The sequence below is a fragment of the Mycobacterium sp. ACS1612 genome (assembly GCF_001667505.1).
In the GTDB taxonomy this organism is placed as follows: Bacteria; Actinomycetota; Actinomycetes; order Mycobacteriales; family Mycobacteriaceae; genus Mycobacterium.
On record NZ_LZHZ01000054.1, the window covers coordinates 111159 to 127379 of the forward strand.

The window sequence follows — 16221 nt, forward strand, 5'->3', positions numbered from 1 at the left end:
CGACGCCTAACGCGCGGCCGGCACTTGTTCGAACAGGCTGGGCACGCCGCGCATCGAATCGGCTGGCTCGACACCGAGCACGTTGGCCAGCAGCGACGGTGCGACATCGAGGACGTCGACCTCCTTGCGCGACGGATCGCACGGGACGCCTGCGCCGTAGGCCAGCATGATCCCTTCCGGGATGTGGTAGGCCGTGTTGTCGCCGCCGACGCGGGACTTCAACGTGAAGCCGAGATCCGACGGCATCACCGTGATTTCAGACTCCGAGCCCACCGGTTTGAGATGCACCGAGATCGAGGACTCCGGCCGCTCTTCGGGGTCGTCGATCACGTTGGCGATCGCGAAGGTGACGGTGCGACCTTCCACTCTGAAGCGGGCGAACAGCGGGCCGAGGTTTTCGACGACGACGGACTCCAACGGCGCCACCGCCGCCTGCGCGGCCGCCTCGTCGGCGAACACCAGCGACAGATGCGGATACATCGTCAAGCCCGGTTCGGCGGGCGGCAGGCCCAGTCGGGACACCAGCTTGGCGTGCTCCTCGAGCACGAACAGGCCGATGTCCGTGAAGCGTGGATCGACCGGGCCCTGCCCCATGCTGGCAGCCAGCACGAGCATCGAATCCGAGTTTGAGGTCAGGTATTTCCGGATCCGGCCGAGCTGACGATCGGTGAAATCCATGGCCGTCATGATGAAGCTGCCGTAGACATCGTCGGCGACGTAATCGTGTTCGTCGGTGTAGCCGGGGATCGCGTCACCCCAGAACCTGTGCATCATGCTCGCGACGTGATTGGTGAAGAAGATGCTGAGGTTGGGCTGATGCTTGCGGTGCAGCCGCCAGTACAGATCGAAGCTGGGCAGCACCTGCATCGAGGCGCGGAGTTGCTTGTAACGCTCGTCGCGCACCTCGCGCACCAGATGACCGGCAAGCGTCGCCGCCGATGTTCCGGTTAGCCCCTGGCGGAGCAGGTCGACGCCGGTCTTCAGCAGTGCCTGCGGGTTCAGCGCCGCATCCGAGGTGAACCCGTTCTGACCCGTCATTGCCAGGTTGAAAGCCTGAAAACTGCGCAGTGACGCCGGATAGGTCTTGGCGTCCTGGCTGAAGGTGTCGGGTACGTAGAAGCCGCCGTGCCGGAACTGCCGCGCCGGCCAGCTCTGCAGCGGACCGAACAGCCCCACGCTCAGGCCTGCGCGCTCGGCAACATCCCAGATCGGATCGCCGCGAAAGGTGCCGGGATCCTGGCCCAGATCAAACGAGTTGTGGTCGTATGTCGAATTGTGCAGCGAAGGCCAGGTCCGCCACGGCTGTAGACCTTGCAGCTTCGGGTCGTCGGAATGCCGGGTGGTCAGCGACTGTCCCCCGTCGAGCAGCGCGGCGAGATTAGAGTTCGGGCGACGCTGCACGTAATAGTCGACGATGCTCCACGGAACTTCGTTGAGCTCGTACAGGATCACGTCTCGCTTGCGGCCGGCCATCGGCACGTCCCCCTTGGACTAGGTTGGCGTTAGCTGGATGCGATGACAAGCATGGTATCCGTCCTCGCAAGCCCGCACCTGACGTGCTTGCCCACCCTCGCCGAGAACACGTACCGGAACGGAATCGACCGGGCACTCCTACCCGACGGACGACGGTTGAGAATTTGCTGGTAACGCGTTTGGTGCGCCCTGGCAATCGCGGCAGTCGATGACGCCTTTCTTTTGCGACACGCCTGTTGCCGTCGTAGGCGTGAAATTGCTGGTCGATAGCTCAAACTAGCCGTGGATCAAGATCGAACAATCCCGCATTCCTCGCCGACAGACTCTTGGAGACTCACGTGCCGCGCGCGCATTATCGGGGATCTCACCGCACCTTCTTTATGGTCGTTACCGCTATCGCTATTGCGATTGTCTGCGTAATCGCAATCGTCGCAGTAATGCCAGGGCAAAAGCCGCGGCAGGTGACAGTAATTGACGCCGCCGCAATTAATCCGCTGCCCACCACAATTGGTTTCGCCGACGCCGACACGTACGGAATGACGCAGGCCGACGTCGACAAAACGGCCGCCAAATGGGCGCTGACGAAGGTGGACACCGTGCGGGTGATGATCCCGTGGGCGGGCATTGAGCCCGTCCGGGGAGGCGCGCTGAACTGGGCCAACGTCGACAAGGTCGTCAATGCCGCGGTGGCGAAGAACCTGTCCGTGATGGGGTTCATCAACTCGACTCCGGAATGGGCGGTTGCAGCCGGCGGGCGGCCACTCAGCGGGCGGCCCGCGTCACCCGACGTCTACGCCGACTTCGCCGCGAAGGTGGCCCAGCGATACCAGGGCAAGATCGCCGCCTACGAAATCTGGAACGAACCGAACGCGATCACCTTCTACACCCCTGCCCCCGATCCCGCCGGCTACACCGACTTGTTGAAGGCCGCCTATCCGAGGATCAAGGCCGTCGACCCGTCCGTCACGGTCATCGGCGGCGTGCTCGGCGCGGTGATCGATTTCGGAAGCGCCACCATCAACCCGGTCCGATTCGTCTCCGAGATGTACGCCGCCGGTGCGAAGAACTTCTTCGACGCGCTGTCGTTTCATCCGTACCACTACACGCTGAGGTTCTCCGACGGCGTTCCGCTCGCGAATTCACCGGTCAACCAATTGATCGGAATGCGTCAGGCGATGGTCGCCAACGGTGATGCCGCCAAGAGAATCTGGTGCACCGAGTACGGCCAGCCCACGTCGAAGGTGAGCGAGGCCGACCAGGGTGCCTTCATCAAGGACATCCTGCTCAAGTGGCAGGAGATGCCGTACACGGGCCCACTGCTGATCTACACGACGCGCGACCGGGCCACCGGCAGCACCGACGTGCAGGACACGTTCGGCGTCTACCGCAGCGACTGGACGCCGAAACCGGCGCAGCAGATCATGCTGTTCGCGCCGGGCAAGTCGTTGGAGTTCACCCGGTTCGCCAAACAGACCAGTCCCGACCTCGGCGAGGTGCTCAGCCCGGTGTTCCGGGCGACCCCGACGGTGTGGGCCCAGATGCGCACCGTGCACACGCTCTACGAAAACACCGAAGGCCGGTTCGTTCATCGCCACACCCACCCCGATCGCCCAACTGGTGATTCCCAAGAAGGTCGCACCGACCACCCAATTCGCAAACGGCACGCAGCAATTCGAGAACGGCATCAAGGCGTGGTGGGCACCGGCCACCGGTGCGCACTGGCTGGACGGTCAGATGGCCGCGGCGTACGTGCCTGCGCTGGGGTTGGCGACAAGCGATAAGTACTCCCCCCAAAGCGGCACTGCGAGAATGGATTTCGAGCACGGATTCATCACGTGGGCACCGTTCACCGGCGTGAGGGTGACGCTCAGCTAGGCCGCGACGGTGTCGGCGCGCAGCAGCGCTTCCACCGCGCGGTGCGGTAGACGCTGCTCCCAGCGCTGCCGGTTGATCTCGTACAACCGGTCGCCGATCGCCGCGGCCCCCGTCTGGTCCACAAGAAGCCTGCGGCACTCTTCGACGAAACCGTCGTCGTCGTCGAAGGTTTCGAGGCCGAACAGCGACCCCAGGTCGCCGATGGCGGCGCTGGTACCGACCACCGGCAGCCCCATCCGCAGCGAGTCGAGGATCTTCACCCGGACGCCGCCACCGGTCTTGATCGGCGCGATCATGGCCCGGCAGGTGCCGAGAAACGCCTGCAGGTCGTCGACGAAACCGAGGTCGCGAACCCCGTCCGGATACACCGGATCGGCGGCGCCCGGTTTCTTCTTGCCGATCACGCACAACTCCGCGCCGGGAATGCCCGCCGCAATCCGCGGCCACAGCCTCAGTGCGTACAGGAACGCCTCCTGGTTCGGCGGCCAGTCGCGTAAGCCCATGAACACCAGTCGGCGCGGCGAGGTAGCGACGTCGACCTGCGGCACCGGCGGCAACGTCAGATCGAGCCAACGGGCGCGAGGCACCCCGTTGGCCCGGTAGAACTGTGCCTCGGGTTCGTCGTATGTGCCAACGGCGTTCGCCGCCCTGGCGACACGGACTTCGTCCCTTCGCAACCGGGAGGCCTCCAGCCTGCCGAGCGTCCCGCGAGTGGCCCGCCACACCAGGGCCTCGCTGACGTTGGTGTTGACGACCAGCGCCGCATTGCGAAACTTGTTGCTACGCAAGAACGATTCGGCCATGTAGCTGTGCTCTGCGACGAACACGTCGGCGTCGACTCCCTCGATCGCCGCCGCCAGCGCCGCGGTGTCGAACCGGACGTGAACCAAGCTGCGCCGCTTGCGGACCGCGTCGGCAAGCAACGGGGCGGGCCGGATCTGCGGCTTGGGTATCCGGGTCACCGGAATGCCGCCAGGCAACTGCGCCGCACCGGTTTGTCCGGACAGGCATATCGCTGAGACGTCATAGGCGTCGGCGGCGAGCTGCATCATCAGCCGGCCCAGCTCGACATCACCCGCCCGCTCGGTCAGCGGGTCCTTCGACAACAGGAACGTCGCCCTTGGCATTCCACCTCCTTCCGTAGATCGCGACGGTGAAGATCACCAACAGCAGGAAGTCGCTGACGGATGTGGCGATCGCCGCGCCGACCGCACCCAACGGCGCCGCCAGCGCGGCGAGGATGCCGAATTTGACTGGCACCAAGCCGATCACCGACGTCAGCCGAATCACGTCGCGCCGCTGGGCGTAAAGGATGAACGTGAACACCATGATGATCGTGCGGAAGGTGGCGTACGCGGACATGACGACCATCGCGACCGCGAGTTGATGCGGCACCGGCGTGAACAACAGCACGATGCCCGTGATGAGAACAATCAGCCCGCCTGCCAAACCTATTGCGACGGTGAGCTTCAGCGGTGGACCGGTCTTCACGTCGCCACCGCTGTCCCGCAGCGGCTGGGTGTAGGTGGCGCCGAACGCTTGGCCCACATAGCCGATCGCCGAGGCGAGCACCCAGGTCAGGTTGTAGTACCCGACGACCGTGGTGTCGGTCAGCCAACCGAGAAGCAGCACATCGCCCTGCAGGAACGCGGCGGTGCCGAGCATCTCACCGGACAGCACCAGGATGGTCCGGATCGGACCCGGCCATTGCGGGCGGTGGCCACGAACGGTGAACGCGGCCAGCACCGCGACCACCACATAGGGCACGCAGTAGGCGATGCTCGCGCCGAGCAGCGTCGGCTCGCCGAGTCCGGCGATGTGCGTGCCGAACAGGTAGGCACAGCCCGCGACGACGCTGCCGATCTGTCGGCTGGTGTCGATCCGGGAGGTGCGGTGCGGGTCTCCTTCGCGTAGCGCGCGCGCCTTATAGGCGCCGACGCACAGTTCACCGCCCGCGGCGAGGATGCCGAACCAGAGGATGTAGTTGATAGGCAGGAAGACCTGCGCCAGCAGCATGAGCGCGAGGCCGAGTAGGTAGCGGCTTGCGCGCTCCCGGACGAAGTCCTCTTCGGGTTCGCGCGCTGCGCGCACCACGTACGGGTTGTTCAGGGTCTGCCCGAGCACCGAGGTGACCGCGAAGCCCAGGCTGTAGAGGCCGTACTGGCTGATGCCGAGTTGATGGATCATCGCCAGCGTCCACAGCAGGCCCGCGGCCCTGCCGCCGTAGACGAACATCAGCGACATCAGCGTCTTCACGGAGCGGCGGGTGCCGGCTTGCGGCGTGGACAGCTCAGGACCCTTCAGTACAGGCTGGTATCACGCTGACAATCCCTTTGAGTGGCGGCGGCGACCGTTTTCGGTCAGTGTTCCGCGAGTGCGGATTATTTTTTCGAAGTAGATGGAACCGCAAACTCGTCATGGTGACAAGCCGGGCTCTCCGGGCGTCGCCATTTGCGCTGGCCACGTCACTTCAGTGAAGTTGCTGGGAGGTACGCCGCGCACTGGTGCGGCGCGATCACGATGTGACGAGAAGTGGCGCGGTCGCGTCGGCCACGTGCACGATCGGCCCTGCGCCTGGCCGAAACCCGGGCCCTGAAGGCGGTTGCTGAGCGCATCGAGTAGGCTGTGCCGACAGTCGTTCGCCTTTTGCAGGAGTAACGCGTGAGTATTGCTGGAACCCTGAAATTTCTGGTTCTTCAGCGGGTCATGGACTTCCCCGTCCCCGATAGTCCGTTTTTTTACGGCACCGACGGCAAGGGCGACGAGGGGCTCGCCTTTTTCCTCGAGACGCTCACCGGATCGAAGCGCTATCTGGAATACGGAACGGGCGGCTCCACGTATCTGGCGGCCAAACACGGGATCGAATTCATTGCGGTCGACTCGGATCCGTACTTCCTGAAAAGCGTCCGCAAGAAGATCGCCGACGCCGGCCTGGCCCAGCCGACCGGCCAGACGTACAAGTACGGCGACATCGGGTTGACCGGACACTGGGGGCGCCCGATCGGCCTGCGCAGTCCTTCGGCGAGCAGGCTGGAGAAGTTCCGGCGTTACTCCGATCCACCGCCGGAGTGCCTGGAGGGCGGGCGGACTCCGGACTTCGTTCTGGTCGACGGGCGCTTCCGGGTCGCGTGCGTGCTCAAGGCGATCCGGATGCTGCAGAACGAGCGCGGGTGGACCATCGCGATGGACGACTACGGCGACCGTCCGCATTACAAGGCGATCGATGAGTTCGCCAACATCGACCGTCTCGTAGGCGGTCGGATGGCGGTGATCACCTCGCTCAAGGAGTTCAGCGCAGAGCAGCTCGAGTCTGCGATCCGCAAATACGAAATCGACCCCGAGTAGCCGTCAATTCAGTTGGGCGCAGCGAGTATCCGGGACCAGACCGCGGCAAACGCCTCGGCGGTGCGCGGCACGGAGCGGTCCTGACGGGTCTTCTCGGAGTACTCGCCCAGTTCAGTCAGCCGCGGCTGATCGTCCACCAGCTCGGTGATGGTGCGTGCCAATTCTGTTGCGACGGTTTCGGGTTCGTCGTGATCGACGGGGACGACGACCGCTCCGGTCTTGGTGTCGAGTTCGGCCAGCGAGCCGTATCCTGTCGTCACGATCGGTGTGCGGTATGCCATCGCGTGCGCGACGACACCTGAGGCAGGGAAAGTGACGTCCTGCCAATGCCGCTTCCCGTAGGGCACCACGATCGCGCGGACAGATTCGAAGAACGCGTCCTCGTCAGGACCGTCAACGGCGCCCAGCACCTCGATACCGTCCTCACGGGGCAGCGCCTCGGTGCCGCGGCCCGCGACGCGGATCAGCACGTCGTCCGGCAACTGCTTACGGATGCCTTCGATCTGCTCGAATCCCTTGCCGCGGTACACATGTCCGAAGAACCCGATCGCCTTCGGCCGGTCCTGGGCGGGTCGGATCGTCGGCCGGTCCCGCACGATGTGCGGGATGTGCACCGCGGAAAGGTGCGGGTACCTCTGTTCGATGGACCGCCTGCCGGTTTCGGTCAGCGCGACCAACGTCCTGCCGGTGTAGACCCGGCCCTCCAGCGCGGTGGTGACGCGCTGCGTCGGGAAGTGCACGCCGTGGAAGAGCAGTCGGCTGCGGTGCATGAACCTCGCCGACCACGGCCACCAAACCCCTTGCGGCGGATCGTGAATCGTGGCGGTCACCGGCACGCCGCGCAGTCCGACGATCGACCAGAACGGCACGAAGCCGCCTGCCGCCAACTCGGCGTGCACCAGCACCCGGCCTGCCGGAGCGGTGGCGACGTAGTCCATGACGGCCTTGCGGGCGCGTCTGGCTTCGGCGATCCCGTCGTCGCCCGGCGAACCGCACCGCACCTCGACCACCTCACCGAAATGCGGTCGCACTCCGGTGAGGAAGTCTTCGGAGTAGTCGCCGACCGCGGTCTTGCCGCGCGCAGGCGCGACGAAGACCAGACGGTAGTCCTCGAGGTCGACCATCAGTGGAAGAGCGGTCGATAACTGGCGCTGTACTTCAGCGCCTCGGGGTCACGCTTGCCGATCACCTTGGCCGGAACGCCGCCCACCACTTCACATTCGCCGACGTCTTTGGTCACCAACGAGTGCGCGGCGACGACGCCGCCGCGGCCGATGATGCAGGGCAATGTCATTGCCCTGCTTGCGATCCAGGCGTAGTCACAGATGACGGTGGGGATGCCGGGCACCGGCAGGAAGTCGGGGTGGTTGATGTCGTGGCCGCCGCCGACGATGTGCACGTCGCTGGCCAGGGTGACGTTGTCGCCGATCCACACACTGGCGCGCGCGTCGATCAGACACCGCATGCCGATGGTGCTGTTCGTCCCGATCCGCAGGAACTCCGGGTCCAGGATGGTCGTGCCGCGCATGATCGACGAGCCCTTGCCGATCTTCGCGCCCGAAAGCCTCAAGAAGCCCAATCGCACTGTGTGCGAAGGGATGTAGGTGATGAACATGTTGTACAGCAGCGTGGCGACGCGGTTGCGGACCTTCCGCGTAAAACTGAGGTCCTGCATCTTGTAGCTGACCAGTCTCTCGCCGTCCTCGGACAGCACCCACGTCGGCCCGGGGACGACAACCAGATCGGGAGCCAGTTCGCGCTTGCGGGCGATGTCCTCGGGATCGGGCTTCTGCGGTTCTTTCCACATGGGTCCTGCTCCTCTCAGCTGCCGGCCAACTTGTCCACCTCGGCATAGAGGCGCTTGGCGAAGTGCTCTTCGTCGAATTGCTCGACGTGGCGACGGATCTTGTCCGGATCGAACTCCATCTGCTCGAATCGGTCGAGCGCCTCGGCGATGGCCTTGGGTTCCGGCTCGTCGAAATAGATTCCGGACAGGCCTTCGTCGACCGTGTCCAGGAAGCCACCCCAGCGCACCGCGACCGTGGGCCTGCCCCGCATCCCCGCCTCGATCGGCGTCAGGCCGAAGTCCTCGTAGCTGGCCGCGATCAGCGCCCTGCAGTTCTCGTAGAGCCAGGAGATCTGGCCGTCGGTCAGATCCGACAGCATGTGCACGTTGGACGTCTTCATACCGCGCAGCCGCTCGGCCTCCGGTCCCCGGCCCACCACGACGAGTTGCCGGTCGGTGTTCGCGAACGCGCGGATCACCACGTCGACGTTCTTGTACGGCAGCAGCCGAGACACGCACAGGTAGAAGCCACCGTTCTCCGCACCGGTGCCGCCCAGGGCGGGAATGGTCTCGGCCGCAGCGAGATTCGACATTTCAGCGGGCCCGAAGACCACGTCGGAGTCGATGCCGTACGCGTCGGCGATGCGCCCCTTGATCAAAGTCGATATCGCCAGATACTTGTCGGCGGAGCGGGCCTGGCGGCGGTCCCACGCCTTCAGATAGGGCGAGGTGGCCGCCAGCCCGATGCGCTTGGCCAGGCCGGCGTCCTCGCCGAGGTACTTGTCGGGCAGGTACAGCCACCGTGCGGGCGAATAGCAGTAGATGAGCTTGCGGCCCCTGGTACGGAAGCCGTGCGCCCAGCCGCTGCTGCTGGTCAGCACCACGTCGGCGTCGACGAACATCGAGTTCGCCACCAACGGCCAGATCGGCAGGCCCACGCGGTGATGCCTGCGCAGCGGCCCGACCTTGTTGGCTGCCGATACCCGAATATCGCGGTCGGCAAATTCCGGATACGTCAGCGCCGGGTCGTACAGCAACGTGTGGATCGGCGCGTTCGGAAAGGCGCGGCTCATCGACAGAACCATCTTTTCCGCCCCGCCGAGCTGGGTGAGATAGTCGTGGGCGATCGCCACCTTCGGGCCGTCGACACCGTCGTACCTGCGGTCTGATTGCACGCTGGTAATCCCCTCGAAAGGTTGCGCTGACGCTCGGATCCGAGTCGGTCGGGCTGACGACCAGACCCGCCGATTCCATTAGGACTGCAAACGTACCGCACTGTCCAACCGCGGCCAAACATCGCCGCGGCAAATCCTGGCAAAACGCATAATCGACGATTTCGGGCCATCTTCCGGCCATGTCGGCGTGACACGAACAGGTCGCACACCGGTGCAGATCTCTATCCAGATAGCGAATGGACCTCGGCAGAGTAACGTCTGTTGACGGTCCGTTTCCGATGCCGCCAGCAAGTTCGCTGCGTGCCTTGCGACGGCTAGCCGGGTCAGGTAGGTTGCGCCGGGGTTGATGATTCGTCAACGGCGCCGACATCGGCACCTACCGCTACAAAAGTGCGGCGGTGGGATGTTTGCCGGCCGGTGCCGGCAGTTGGCGACTCAGCAGACTTCGCCTGTTCGTGGTGCCAGGCACGACGACGTGTCCTCCGATGATTTGACGTCACGAGGATTAGCTGGTGAAGTGCGCGGTGTACGCGGCGTTCTTGCACCCGACACTGAGCTACTTGTAAGTTGGTCACGGTAGCCTGGGGGGCTTGTCGAGGAATTTGAGTTTGCCGGCAAATACCGCGGGAAATGACAATTCAATTGCGACCGGCACCACAACCTTTTGGAGTGCATACATGGCCATCCCCCCCGGCAAAGTCGTCTACATGGATATCGACGAGCTGTGGAACGGATATGAGGACTTACTCGTCGATCTCGCGAAGCGGGAGGGCGCAAAATCCGTCGCTGAACTCGGCGGCGGGGCAAACCCGATCGTCGCGGATTCGAACTGGGATTTCCTACAGCAGCGGGTGGTCGTCGACATCTCCGCCCAGGAACTCGCCAAGGGCGAAGGCGTAGTCGAGACCAGGGTCGCGGACCTTTGCCAGCCGATCAACGGCGGTCACAACTCCTACGACATGGTCTTCTCGAAGATGCTCGTCGAGCACTTGCCCGACCCTGTCGCATTCCACGAGAACTGCTTCAAATTGCTCCGCCCGGGCGGGCTTTCGGTGCATTTCTTCCCGACGCTGCACAGCTTGCCGATTCTGGTCAACCACTTGATCCCGGAGAAGCAGGCGCACGCTTTGGTGCGGTTCTTCCAGCCCTCCCGAATCGCCGATCCCAAGCAGCAGAAGTTCCCCGCCTATTACCGGTGGTGCCTCGGACCGTCCGAACGCACGGCAAAGCGATACGAGAGCGCCGGATTCGAGGTCGAGCGAATCAACGCCACTTTCGGTCACGGGTACTACCGCCGCATTCCGCCGTTGCACGGGCTCGAGCAGTTGAAGATGAAGATGCTGCACCGTCACCCGGTCCCCTATATGGCCAGCTTCATGGTGGTGATCCTGCGTAAGCCCCACGTCGGCTACGAGTCCGGGGCGGCGTCGTCGAGCGCCACCGCGCCCGAGAAGGCGATCAGAAACGCCTCCGGCTAGACACGCTGCGGACGCCTGCCTAAGAAGACTTTAAGGCCGTTCGTTAGCATCGACCACCATGACGAGCGTTTCCGAGCAGAAGGCTGAAGCGGCCGCCGAGCACGAGATCGACATTCACACGACCGCCGGCAAGCTGGCCGATCTGCGCAGGCGGACCGAAGAGACCCTGCATCCAGTCGGCGAGGCCGCCGTCGAGAAGACGCACGCCAAGGGCAAGCTGACCGCGCGGGAACGCATCCTGGCGCTGCTGGACGAGGATTCGTTCGTCGAACTCGACGCGCTGGCGCGGCACCGCAGCACCAACTTCGGCCTGCAGGACAAGCGCCCGCTCGGCGACGGTGTGGTGACCGGGTACGGCACCATCGACGGCCGCGAGGTCTGCATCTTCAGCCAGGACGCAACGGTGTTCGGCGGCAGCCTCGGCGAGGTGTACGGCGAAAAGATCGTCAAGGTTCAGGAACTCGCGATCAAGACCGGCAGACCGTTGATCGGCATCAACGACGGCGCGGGCGCTCGGATCCAGGAGGGCGTCGTCTCGCTCGGCCTGTACAGCCGCATCTTCCGCAACAACATCATGGCGTCGGGCGTGATCCCGCAGATCTCGCTGATCATGGGTGCCGCGGCCGGCGGGCATGTGTACTCCCCCGCGCTGACCGACTTCGTCATCATGGTCGACCAGACCAGCCAGATGTTCATCACCGGCCCCGACGTGATCAAGACCGTCACCGGCGAGGACGTCACCATGGAGGAGCTCGGCGGCGCGCACACCCACATGGCCAAGTCGGGCACCGCGCACTACGTCGCCTCGGGTGAGCAGGACGCGTTCGACTACGTGCGAGACCTGCTGAGCTACCTGCCGTCGAACAACTACGCCGATCCGCCGCGCTACCCGGCTGCGGTGCCGACGGGCGCCATCGAGGACAACCTGACCGACGAGGACGTCGAGCTGGACACGCTGATTCCGGATTCGCCGAACCAGCCCTACGACATGCACGAGGTGATCACCCGCATCCTGGACGACGACGAGTTCCTCGAGGTGCAGGCCGGCTACGCCACCAACATCGTGGTCGGCTTCGGCCGGGTCGAGGGACGCACGGTCGGCATCGTCGCCAACCAGCCCACCCAGTTCGCGGGCTGCCTGGACATCAACGCGTCGGAGAAGGCCGCCAGGTTCATCCGCACCTGCGACTGCTTCAACATCCCGATCGTGTTGCTGGTGGATGTGCCGGGCTTCTTGCCGGGCACCGACCAGGAGTACAACGGCATCATCCGCCGCGGCGCCAAGCTGCTGTACGCGTACGGCGAGGCTACGGTCGCGAAGGTCACCGTCATCACCCGCAAGTCCTACGGCGGCGCGTACTGCGTGATGGGATCGAAGGACATGGGCGCCGACGTCGTGGTGGCCTGGCCGACTGCACAGATCGCGGTGATGGGCGCCTCGGGTGCCGTCGGGTTCGTGTACCGCCAGCAGCTGACCGAGGCCGCCAAGAACGGCGAGGACGTCGATGCGTTGCGGCTCAAACTGCAGCAGGACTACGAGGACACCTTGGTCAACCCGTACATCGCGGCCGAGCGTGGTTACGTCGACGCGGTGATCCCGCCGTCGCACACCCGCGGGTATGTGGCCACGGCGCTGCGGTTGTTGGAGCGCAAGATCACCCAGATTCCGCCGAAGAAGCACGGGAACATTCCACTGTGAGCGGCCGAGTGCAGTTCGCGAAGCGAACGTGACGAGAGAGCGAACCGACAGCCATGAGTATTGAAGAGCAGGTCGTCGATCCGCACGCCCACGAGGCGCACATCAAGGTCGTCAAGGGCGAGCCGACCGAGGAAGAGTTGGCCGCGGTGATCGCCGTGTTCGCCGCGGCCTCGGGCACGCCTGAGCAGCCACGCGAACAAGAGCAGAATCTCTGGGGCCATCCGGTGGACCGACTCCGCTACAACGTCTTCAGTTGGCAGCGGGTGACGCTGCTGGAGCGGACGCACATGCGCAAATGACCCGGCTGGTGCTTGCGTCGGCCTCGCCCGGTCGTCGTAAGGTGCTGCGCCAGGCGGGAATCGATCCGCTTGTCATCGTCTCGGGTGTGGACGAGGACGCGGTGATCGCCGGGTTGGACCCCGAGGCCACCCCCGGCGACGTCACCACCGCGTTGGCGGCGGCGAAAGCCGACGCGGTCGCCCATGCCCTCGATCCAGCCGTGGCGGCGGATTGCGTTGTAGTGGGCTGTGATTCGATGCTGTACCGCGACGGCAGGCTGATGGGTAAACCGGCTACGGCGGCAGACGCGTTGGACGGCTGGCGGCAGATGGCCGGAACGGCCGGCCAGTTGTACACCGGGCATTGCGTTATCCGCTTGCGCGACAACGCGATCACCTATCGCGCCGCCGATGCGACGCGCACCACTGTCAACTTCGGCGTCCCCTCCCCCGACGACCTCGATGCGTACGTCGCGCGGGGCGAACCGCTGGCGGTGGCGGGCGGATTCACCATCGACGGACTCGGCGGCTGGTTCGTCGACGGGGTGGACGGCGACCCGTCGGCGGTGATCGGCATCGGTCTGCCGTTGACGCGCCGACTGCTGGCGCTGGCCGGGCTGTCGATTCGCGACCTGTGGGCCGCCAACCCGGTCACCCTTTAGCGCGAGACTGCAGTTGTCGCGCGCCGCCTCGAACTACCGCGCGATAACGGCAGTTTCGCGGCTACATCAGGTCGTTGGCGGGCACCAGGTCGCGGTTTTCGCGGTACCACGCCACCGTGCGTTCCAGGCCCTCGTCGAGTCCGACCACCGGTGACCATCCCAGCGCGCGCATCTTCGAGATGTCCGGACACCGCCGCTTGGTGCCGCCCTGGTGCAGCGCGCCGGGCCGAATGTCCAAGTCGATACCGACGATCTTGCCGATGCGCGCGGCGAGTTCGCGGATGGTGAGCTCCTCATCGCTGCCGATGTGGTAGATCTCGCGGTGCCCGCCCTTTTCGTACATCGTCAGAATGCCTTCGACGACGTCGTCCACATAACAGAACGACCGCGTCTCGGTGCCGTCGCCCTGAATCGGGAACGTCCCGTCGCCGGTCTCCTGACACGCCAGCGCCCGCAGAATGAACTGCGGCTCCACATGCTTCCAGCCCATGTTGGGCCCAAACACGTTGTGCGGCCGGAAAACCTGCACTTGACGGTAGTGGTCCTGGCCGTAGTTGAACGCGATCAGCTCGCTGACGATCTTGCCGCCGCCGTAGGAATATCTCGGGTTGAGGCTGTCGGGCAGCATCAGCGGAACGGTCTCCGGCGTCGGTATCACCGGCGGCGTCTGATACACCTCGGCTGTCGACGCCACCACCAGATCGGGCACGCCGACATTGCGGCCCGCGTTGGCGACCGCCAACATGCCGAGCATGCCCACCTCGAGCACGAGTTCCGGCTTCTTGTAGAAGTTTTCGGTGCCGTTGACGGCGGCCAGGTGCATGACGACCTCGGCGCCCTTGAACGCCTTCTCCAGCGCATCCTGGTCGCGCACGTCGCACGTGAAAAGCTCGACGTCCGAAGCGACTTCGGCGAATCGGCTGGCGTCGCCGCGCACCATGTTGTCGACGACCGCAACATCCCACCCGTCGCGCACCAGACGCTTGACCAGGTAGGCACCGATGAAACCGCCACCGCCGGTGACGACTACGCGCTCAGCCATCGATCGGCGCCCATCCGCTGCGGCCGACCGCGAAGTACGAGTCGCCCAGCTCCGATGCGGGTAAATGGCTGAAGTGGTTCCAATAATCGAAGACGAACCCGTTGGGACTGATGAACTCGGTGATGGTGCGCGGCCCGATGGTGCCAAGCGACGGATGGTTGTTGGCGATCACCACCACCGACGCCCCGCTGACAGCGTCGCCGAACCTGTTGAACACCTTCTCGTCGGGAAACTCGGCGGCAAGCGTTTCCGGTGAGGTGATCGGGTCGTACACCCCGATCTCGGCTTCCGGGTGTGCCTTCTTCAACGCATCGAGCACCCTGATCGACATCGACCCGCGCAGATCGCTCGTCTCGGGGATCCCCTTGAACGCCATGCCGAGGATGTTGATCCGCAACCGGCCCGCCGCTGCCAGATTGCGGCGCCTGATCTCGCTGCTGATGAACTGAACGGTCTCCAACGGCTGACGTTCGTTGACCAACCTGCCCGCCGTGGTTATCTCCATCTCGATGCCGCGCGACCGCGCGCTCTCCATCAGGATGTGCGGATCCTTCTCCAGGCAGGGCCCGCCGACCAGACCCGGCAACGGGATGTTGGTGCGGTTGTAGCCGAGCTTGCCCGCGGAGATCACCTCATGCGCGCTGACGCCGAACGCGTCGCACACCCGCGCGACCTCGTTGGCGAACGCAAACTGCACATCGCGGAAGGTATTACTGACCAGCTTGATGATCTCGGCGGTCTCGATATCGGCGACTTGGACTATCGAAATCGTGAGCCGCCGAAATAGCGCGGCGGCCCGATCGGCGACGGCCGGATCGTCGGCTCCGACAATTTGCGGCAATTCGCGCAATTCCTGCAGCGCCTTGCCTTCCAGCGTGCGTTCCGGACACATCGCGATATCGAATTTCTTACCGCTCGCGGTCAGGATCGGGGCCACCACATCGCGCGTCGTGCCCACCTTCACCGTCGACCGCAGGATCACCAGCGCCCCGTCGCGCATGTTCTCGGCGATGTCGCGGGCCGCCGCCTCGATCATGTCCAGGCGGGCCACTCCGTCGGCCGACAGCGGCGTCCCTACGGTGATGATGTAGGTGTCGCAGGTGAAGCTGTCGTCGAACTGCTCAACGGCCACGAACTTCTTGGACCTCGTGACGCCCGCCAGCGCGTCGGGCAGACCGGACTCGGTGAAGTGCGGGGTGCCTGCGTTGGTCATCTCGACGATCTCAGGCCGCTTCTCGACGCCGATCACCGAGGTGCCCGATTCGGCGAGAACAGTCGCCAACGTCAGCCCCACGAAACCGAGTCCGACAATTCCCACGTCGTACTTTGCTGGCTCAGCCATCATTCCTCATGTTCCTAGCGCGAAGACGTTGCGACGACAAGTGATCACAATACGTCGCCGCCCCGC

14 protein-coding genes are annotated in these 16221 nt (G+C 64.7%); 6 read left to right on the top strand and 8 right to left on the bottom strand.

The annotated features are described in order from the left end of the window. Positions 1-6: 6 nt before the first annotated feature. Positions 7-1473 carry a hypothetical protein gene (locus A5724_RS21725; RefSeq protein WP_156752399.1) on the bottom strand — a complete coding sequence of 489 codons (1467 nt, stop codon included), beginning with the start codon at positions 1471-1473 and terminating at the stop codon, positions 7-9. Between the two features lie 461 nt (positions 1474-1934). Between A5724_RS21725 and A5724_RS21730 the strand changes: the two genes are divergently transcribed. Beyond that, positions 1935-3254 carry a cellulase family glycosylhydrolase gene (locus tag A5724_RS21730; protein ID WP_197518746.1) on the top strand — a complete coding sequence of 440 codons (1320 nt, stop codon included), beginning with the start codon at positions 1935-1937 and terminating at the stop codon, positions 3252-3254. A gap of 90 nt (positions 3255-3344) precedes the next feature. Here A5724_RS21730 and A5724_RS21735 read toward each other — a convergent pair whose 3' ends face one another. Together A5724_RS21735 and A5724_RS21740 are read right to left on the bottom strand one after the other, a co-directional pair. Beyond that, entirely contained in the window at positions 3345-4475 is a 1131-nt protein-coding gene (locus A5724_RS21735; protein WP_067806941.1) for a glycosyltransferase, read from the bottom strand. Further along, positions 4420-5604 carry a lipopolysaccharide biosynthesis protein gene (locus tag A5724_RS21740; RefSeq protein WP_232004926.1) on the bottom strand — a complete coding sequence of 395 codons (1185 nt, stop codon included), beginning with the start codon at positions 5602-5604 and terminating at the stop codon, positions 4420-4422. Before A5724_RS21740 ends, A5724_RS21735 begins: the two co-directional genes overlap by 56 nt. Positions 5605-6009: 405 nt before the next feature. On the opposite strand from A5724_RS21740, the gene A5724_RS21745 reads away from it, so the two are divergent. Then, entirely contained in the window at positions 6010-6693 is a 684-nt protein-coding gene (locus A5724_RS21745) for a hypothetical protein (RefSeq protein ID WP_156752400.1), read from the top strand. Positions 6694-6701: 8 nt separating this feature from the next. On the opposite strand, the gene A5724_RS21750 is transcribed toward A5724_RS21745, so the two are convergent. Genes A5724_RS21750 through A5724_RS21760 form a run of 3 tightly spaced genes read right to left on the bottom strand, consistent with a single transcriptional unit; the run spans position 6702 to position 9654 of the window. Next, complete coding sequence (locus A5724_RS21750) at positions 6702-7817, bottom strand: glycosyltransferase (protein ID WP_067806947.1); 1116 nt, start codon at positions 7815-7817, stop codon at positions 6702-6704. Further along, a complete protein-coding gene (locus A5724_RS21755; protein WP_067806950.1) occupies positions 7817-8500 on the bottom strand; it encodes an acyltransferase in 684 nt (227 codons plus the stop codon). Before A5724_RS21755 ends, A5724_RS21750 begins: the two co-directional genes overlap by 1 nt. A gap of 14 nt (positions 8501-8514) precedes the next feature. Beyond that, positions 8515-9654: a glycosyltransferase gene (locus tag A5724_RS21760; protein WP_067806952.1), complete on the bottom strand. Its 1140-nt coding sequence runs from the start codon at positions 9652-9654 to the stop codon at positions 8515-8517. Between the two features lie 677 nt (positions 9655-10331). Between A5724_RS21760 and A5724_RS21765 the strand changes: the two genes are divergently transcribed. Genes A5724_RS21765 through A5724_RS21780 form a run of 4 tightly spaced genes read left to right on the top strand, consistent with a single transcriptional unit; the run spans position 10332 to position 13771 of the window. Beyond that, entirely contained in the window at positions 10332-11132 is an 801-nt protein-coding gene (locus tag A5724_RS21765; RefSeq protein WP_067806955.1) for a bifunctional 2-polyprenyl-6-hydroxyphenol methylase/3-demethylubiquinol 3-O-methyltransferase UbiG, read from the top strand. A 58-nt stretch (positions 11133-11190) separates the two neighbouring features. Then, positions 11191-12831, top strand: a complete 1641-nt coding sequence (locus tag A5724_RS21770; protein WP_067806957.1) for an acyl-CoA carboxylase subunit beta — start codon at positions 11191-11193, stop codon at positions 12829-12831. A 53-nt stretch (positions 12832-12884) separates the two neighbouring features. Continuing rightward, positions 12885-13130, top strand: a complete 246-nt coding sequence (locus A5724_RS21775; RefSeq protein WP_067806960.1) for an acyl-CoA carboxylase subunit epsilon — start codon at positions 12885-12887, stop codon at positions 13128-13130. Continuing rightward, the gene (locus tag A5724_RS21780; RefSeq protein WP_067806962.1) at positions 13127-13771 is read left to right on the top strand and encodes a nucleoside triphosphate pyrophosphatase; all 645 of its coding nucleotides are present in this window, start codon (positions 13127-13129) and stop codon (positions 13769-13771) included. The genes A5724_RS21775 and A5724_RS21780 overlap by 4 nt, the downstream gene beginning before the upstream one ends. Before the next feature lie 61 nt (positions 13772-13832). Here A5724_RS21780 and A5724_RS21785 read toward each other — a convergent pair whose 3' ends face one another. Then, positions 13833-14813, bottom strand: a complete 981-nt coding sequence (locus tag A5724_RS21785) for an NAD(P)-dependent oxidoreductase (RefSeq protein ID WP_067806964.1) — start codon at positions 14811-14813, stop codon at positions 13833-13835. Further along, positions 14806-16155: a nucleotide sugar dehydrogenase gene (locus A5724_RS21790; protein ID WP_232004927.1), complete on the bottom strand. Its 1350-nt coding sequence runs from the start codon at positions 16153-16155 to the stop codon at positions 14806-14808. The genes A5724_RS21785 and A5724_RS21790 overlap by 8 nt, the downstream gene beginning before the upstream one ends. Positions 16156-16221: the final 66 nt, after the last annotated feature.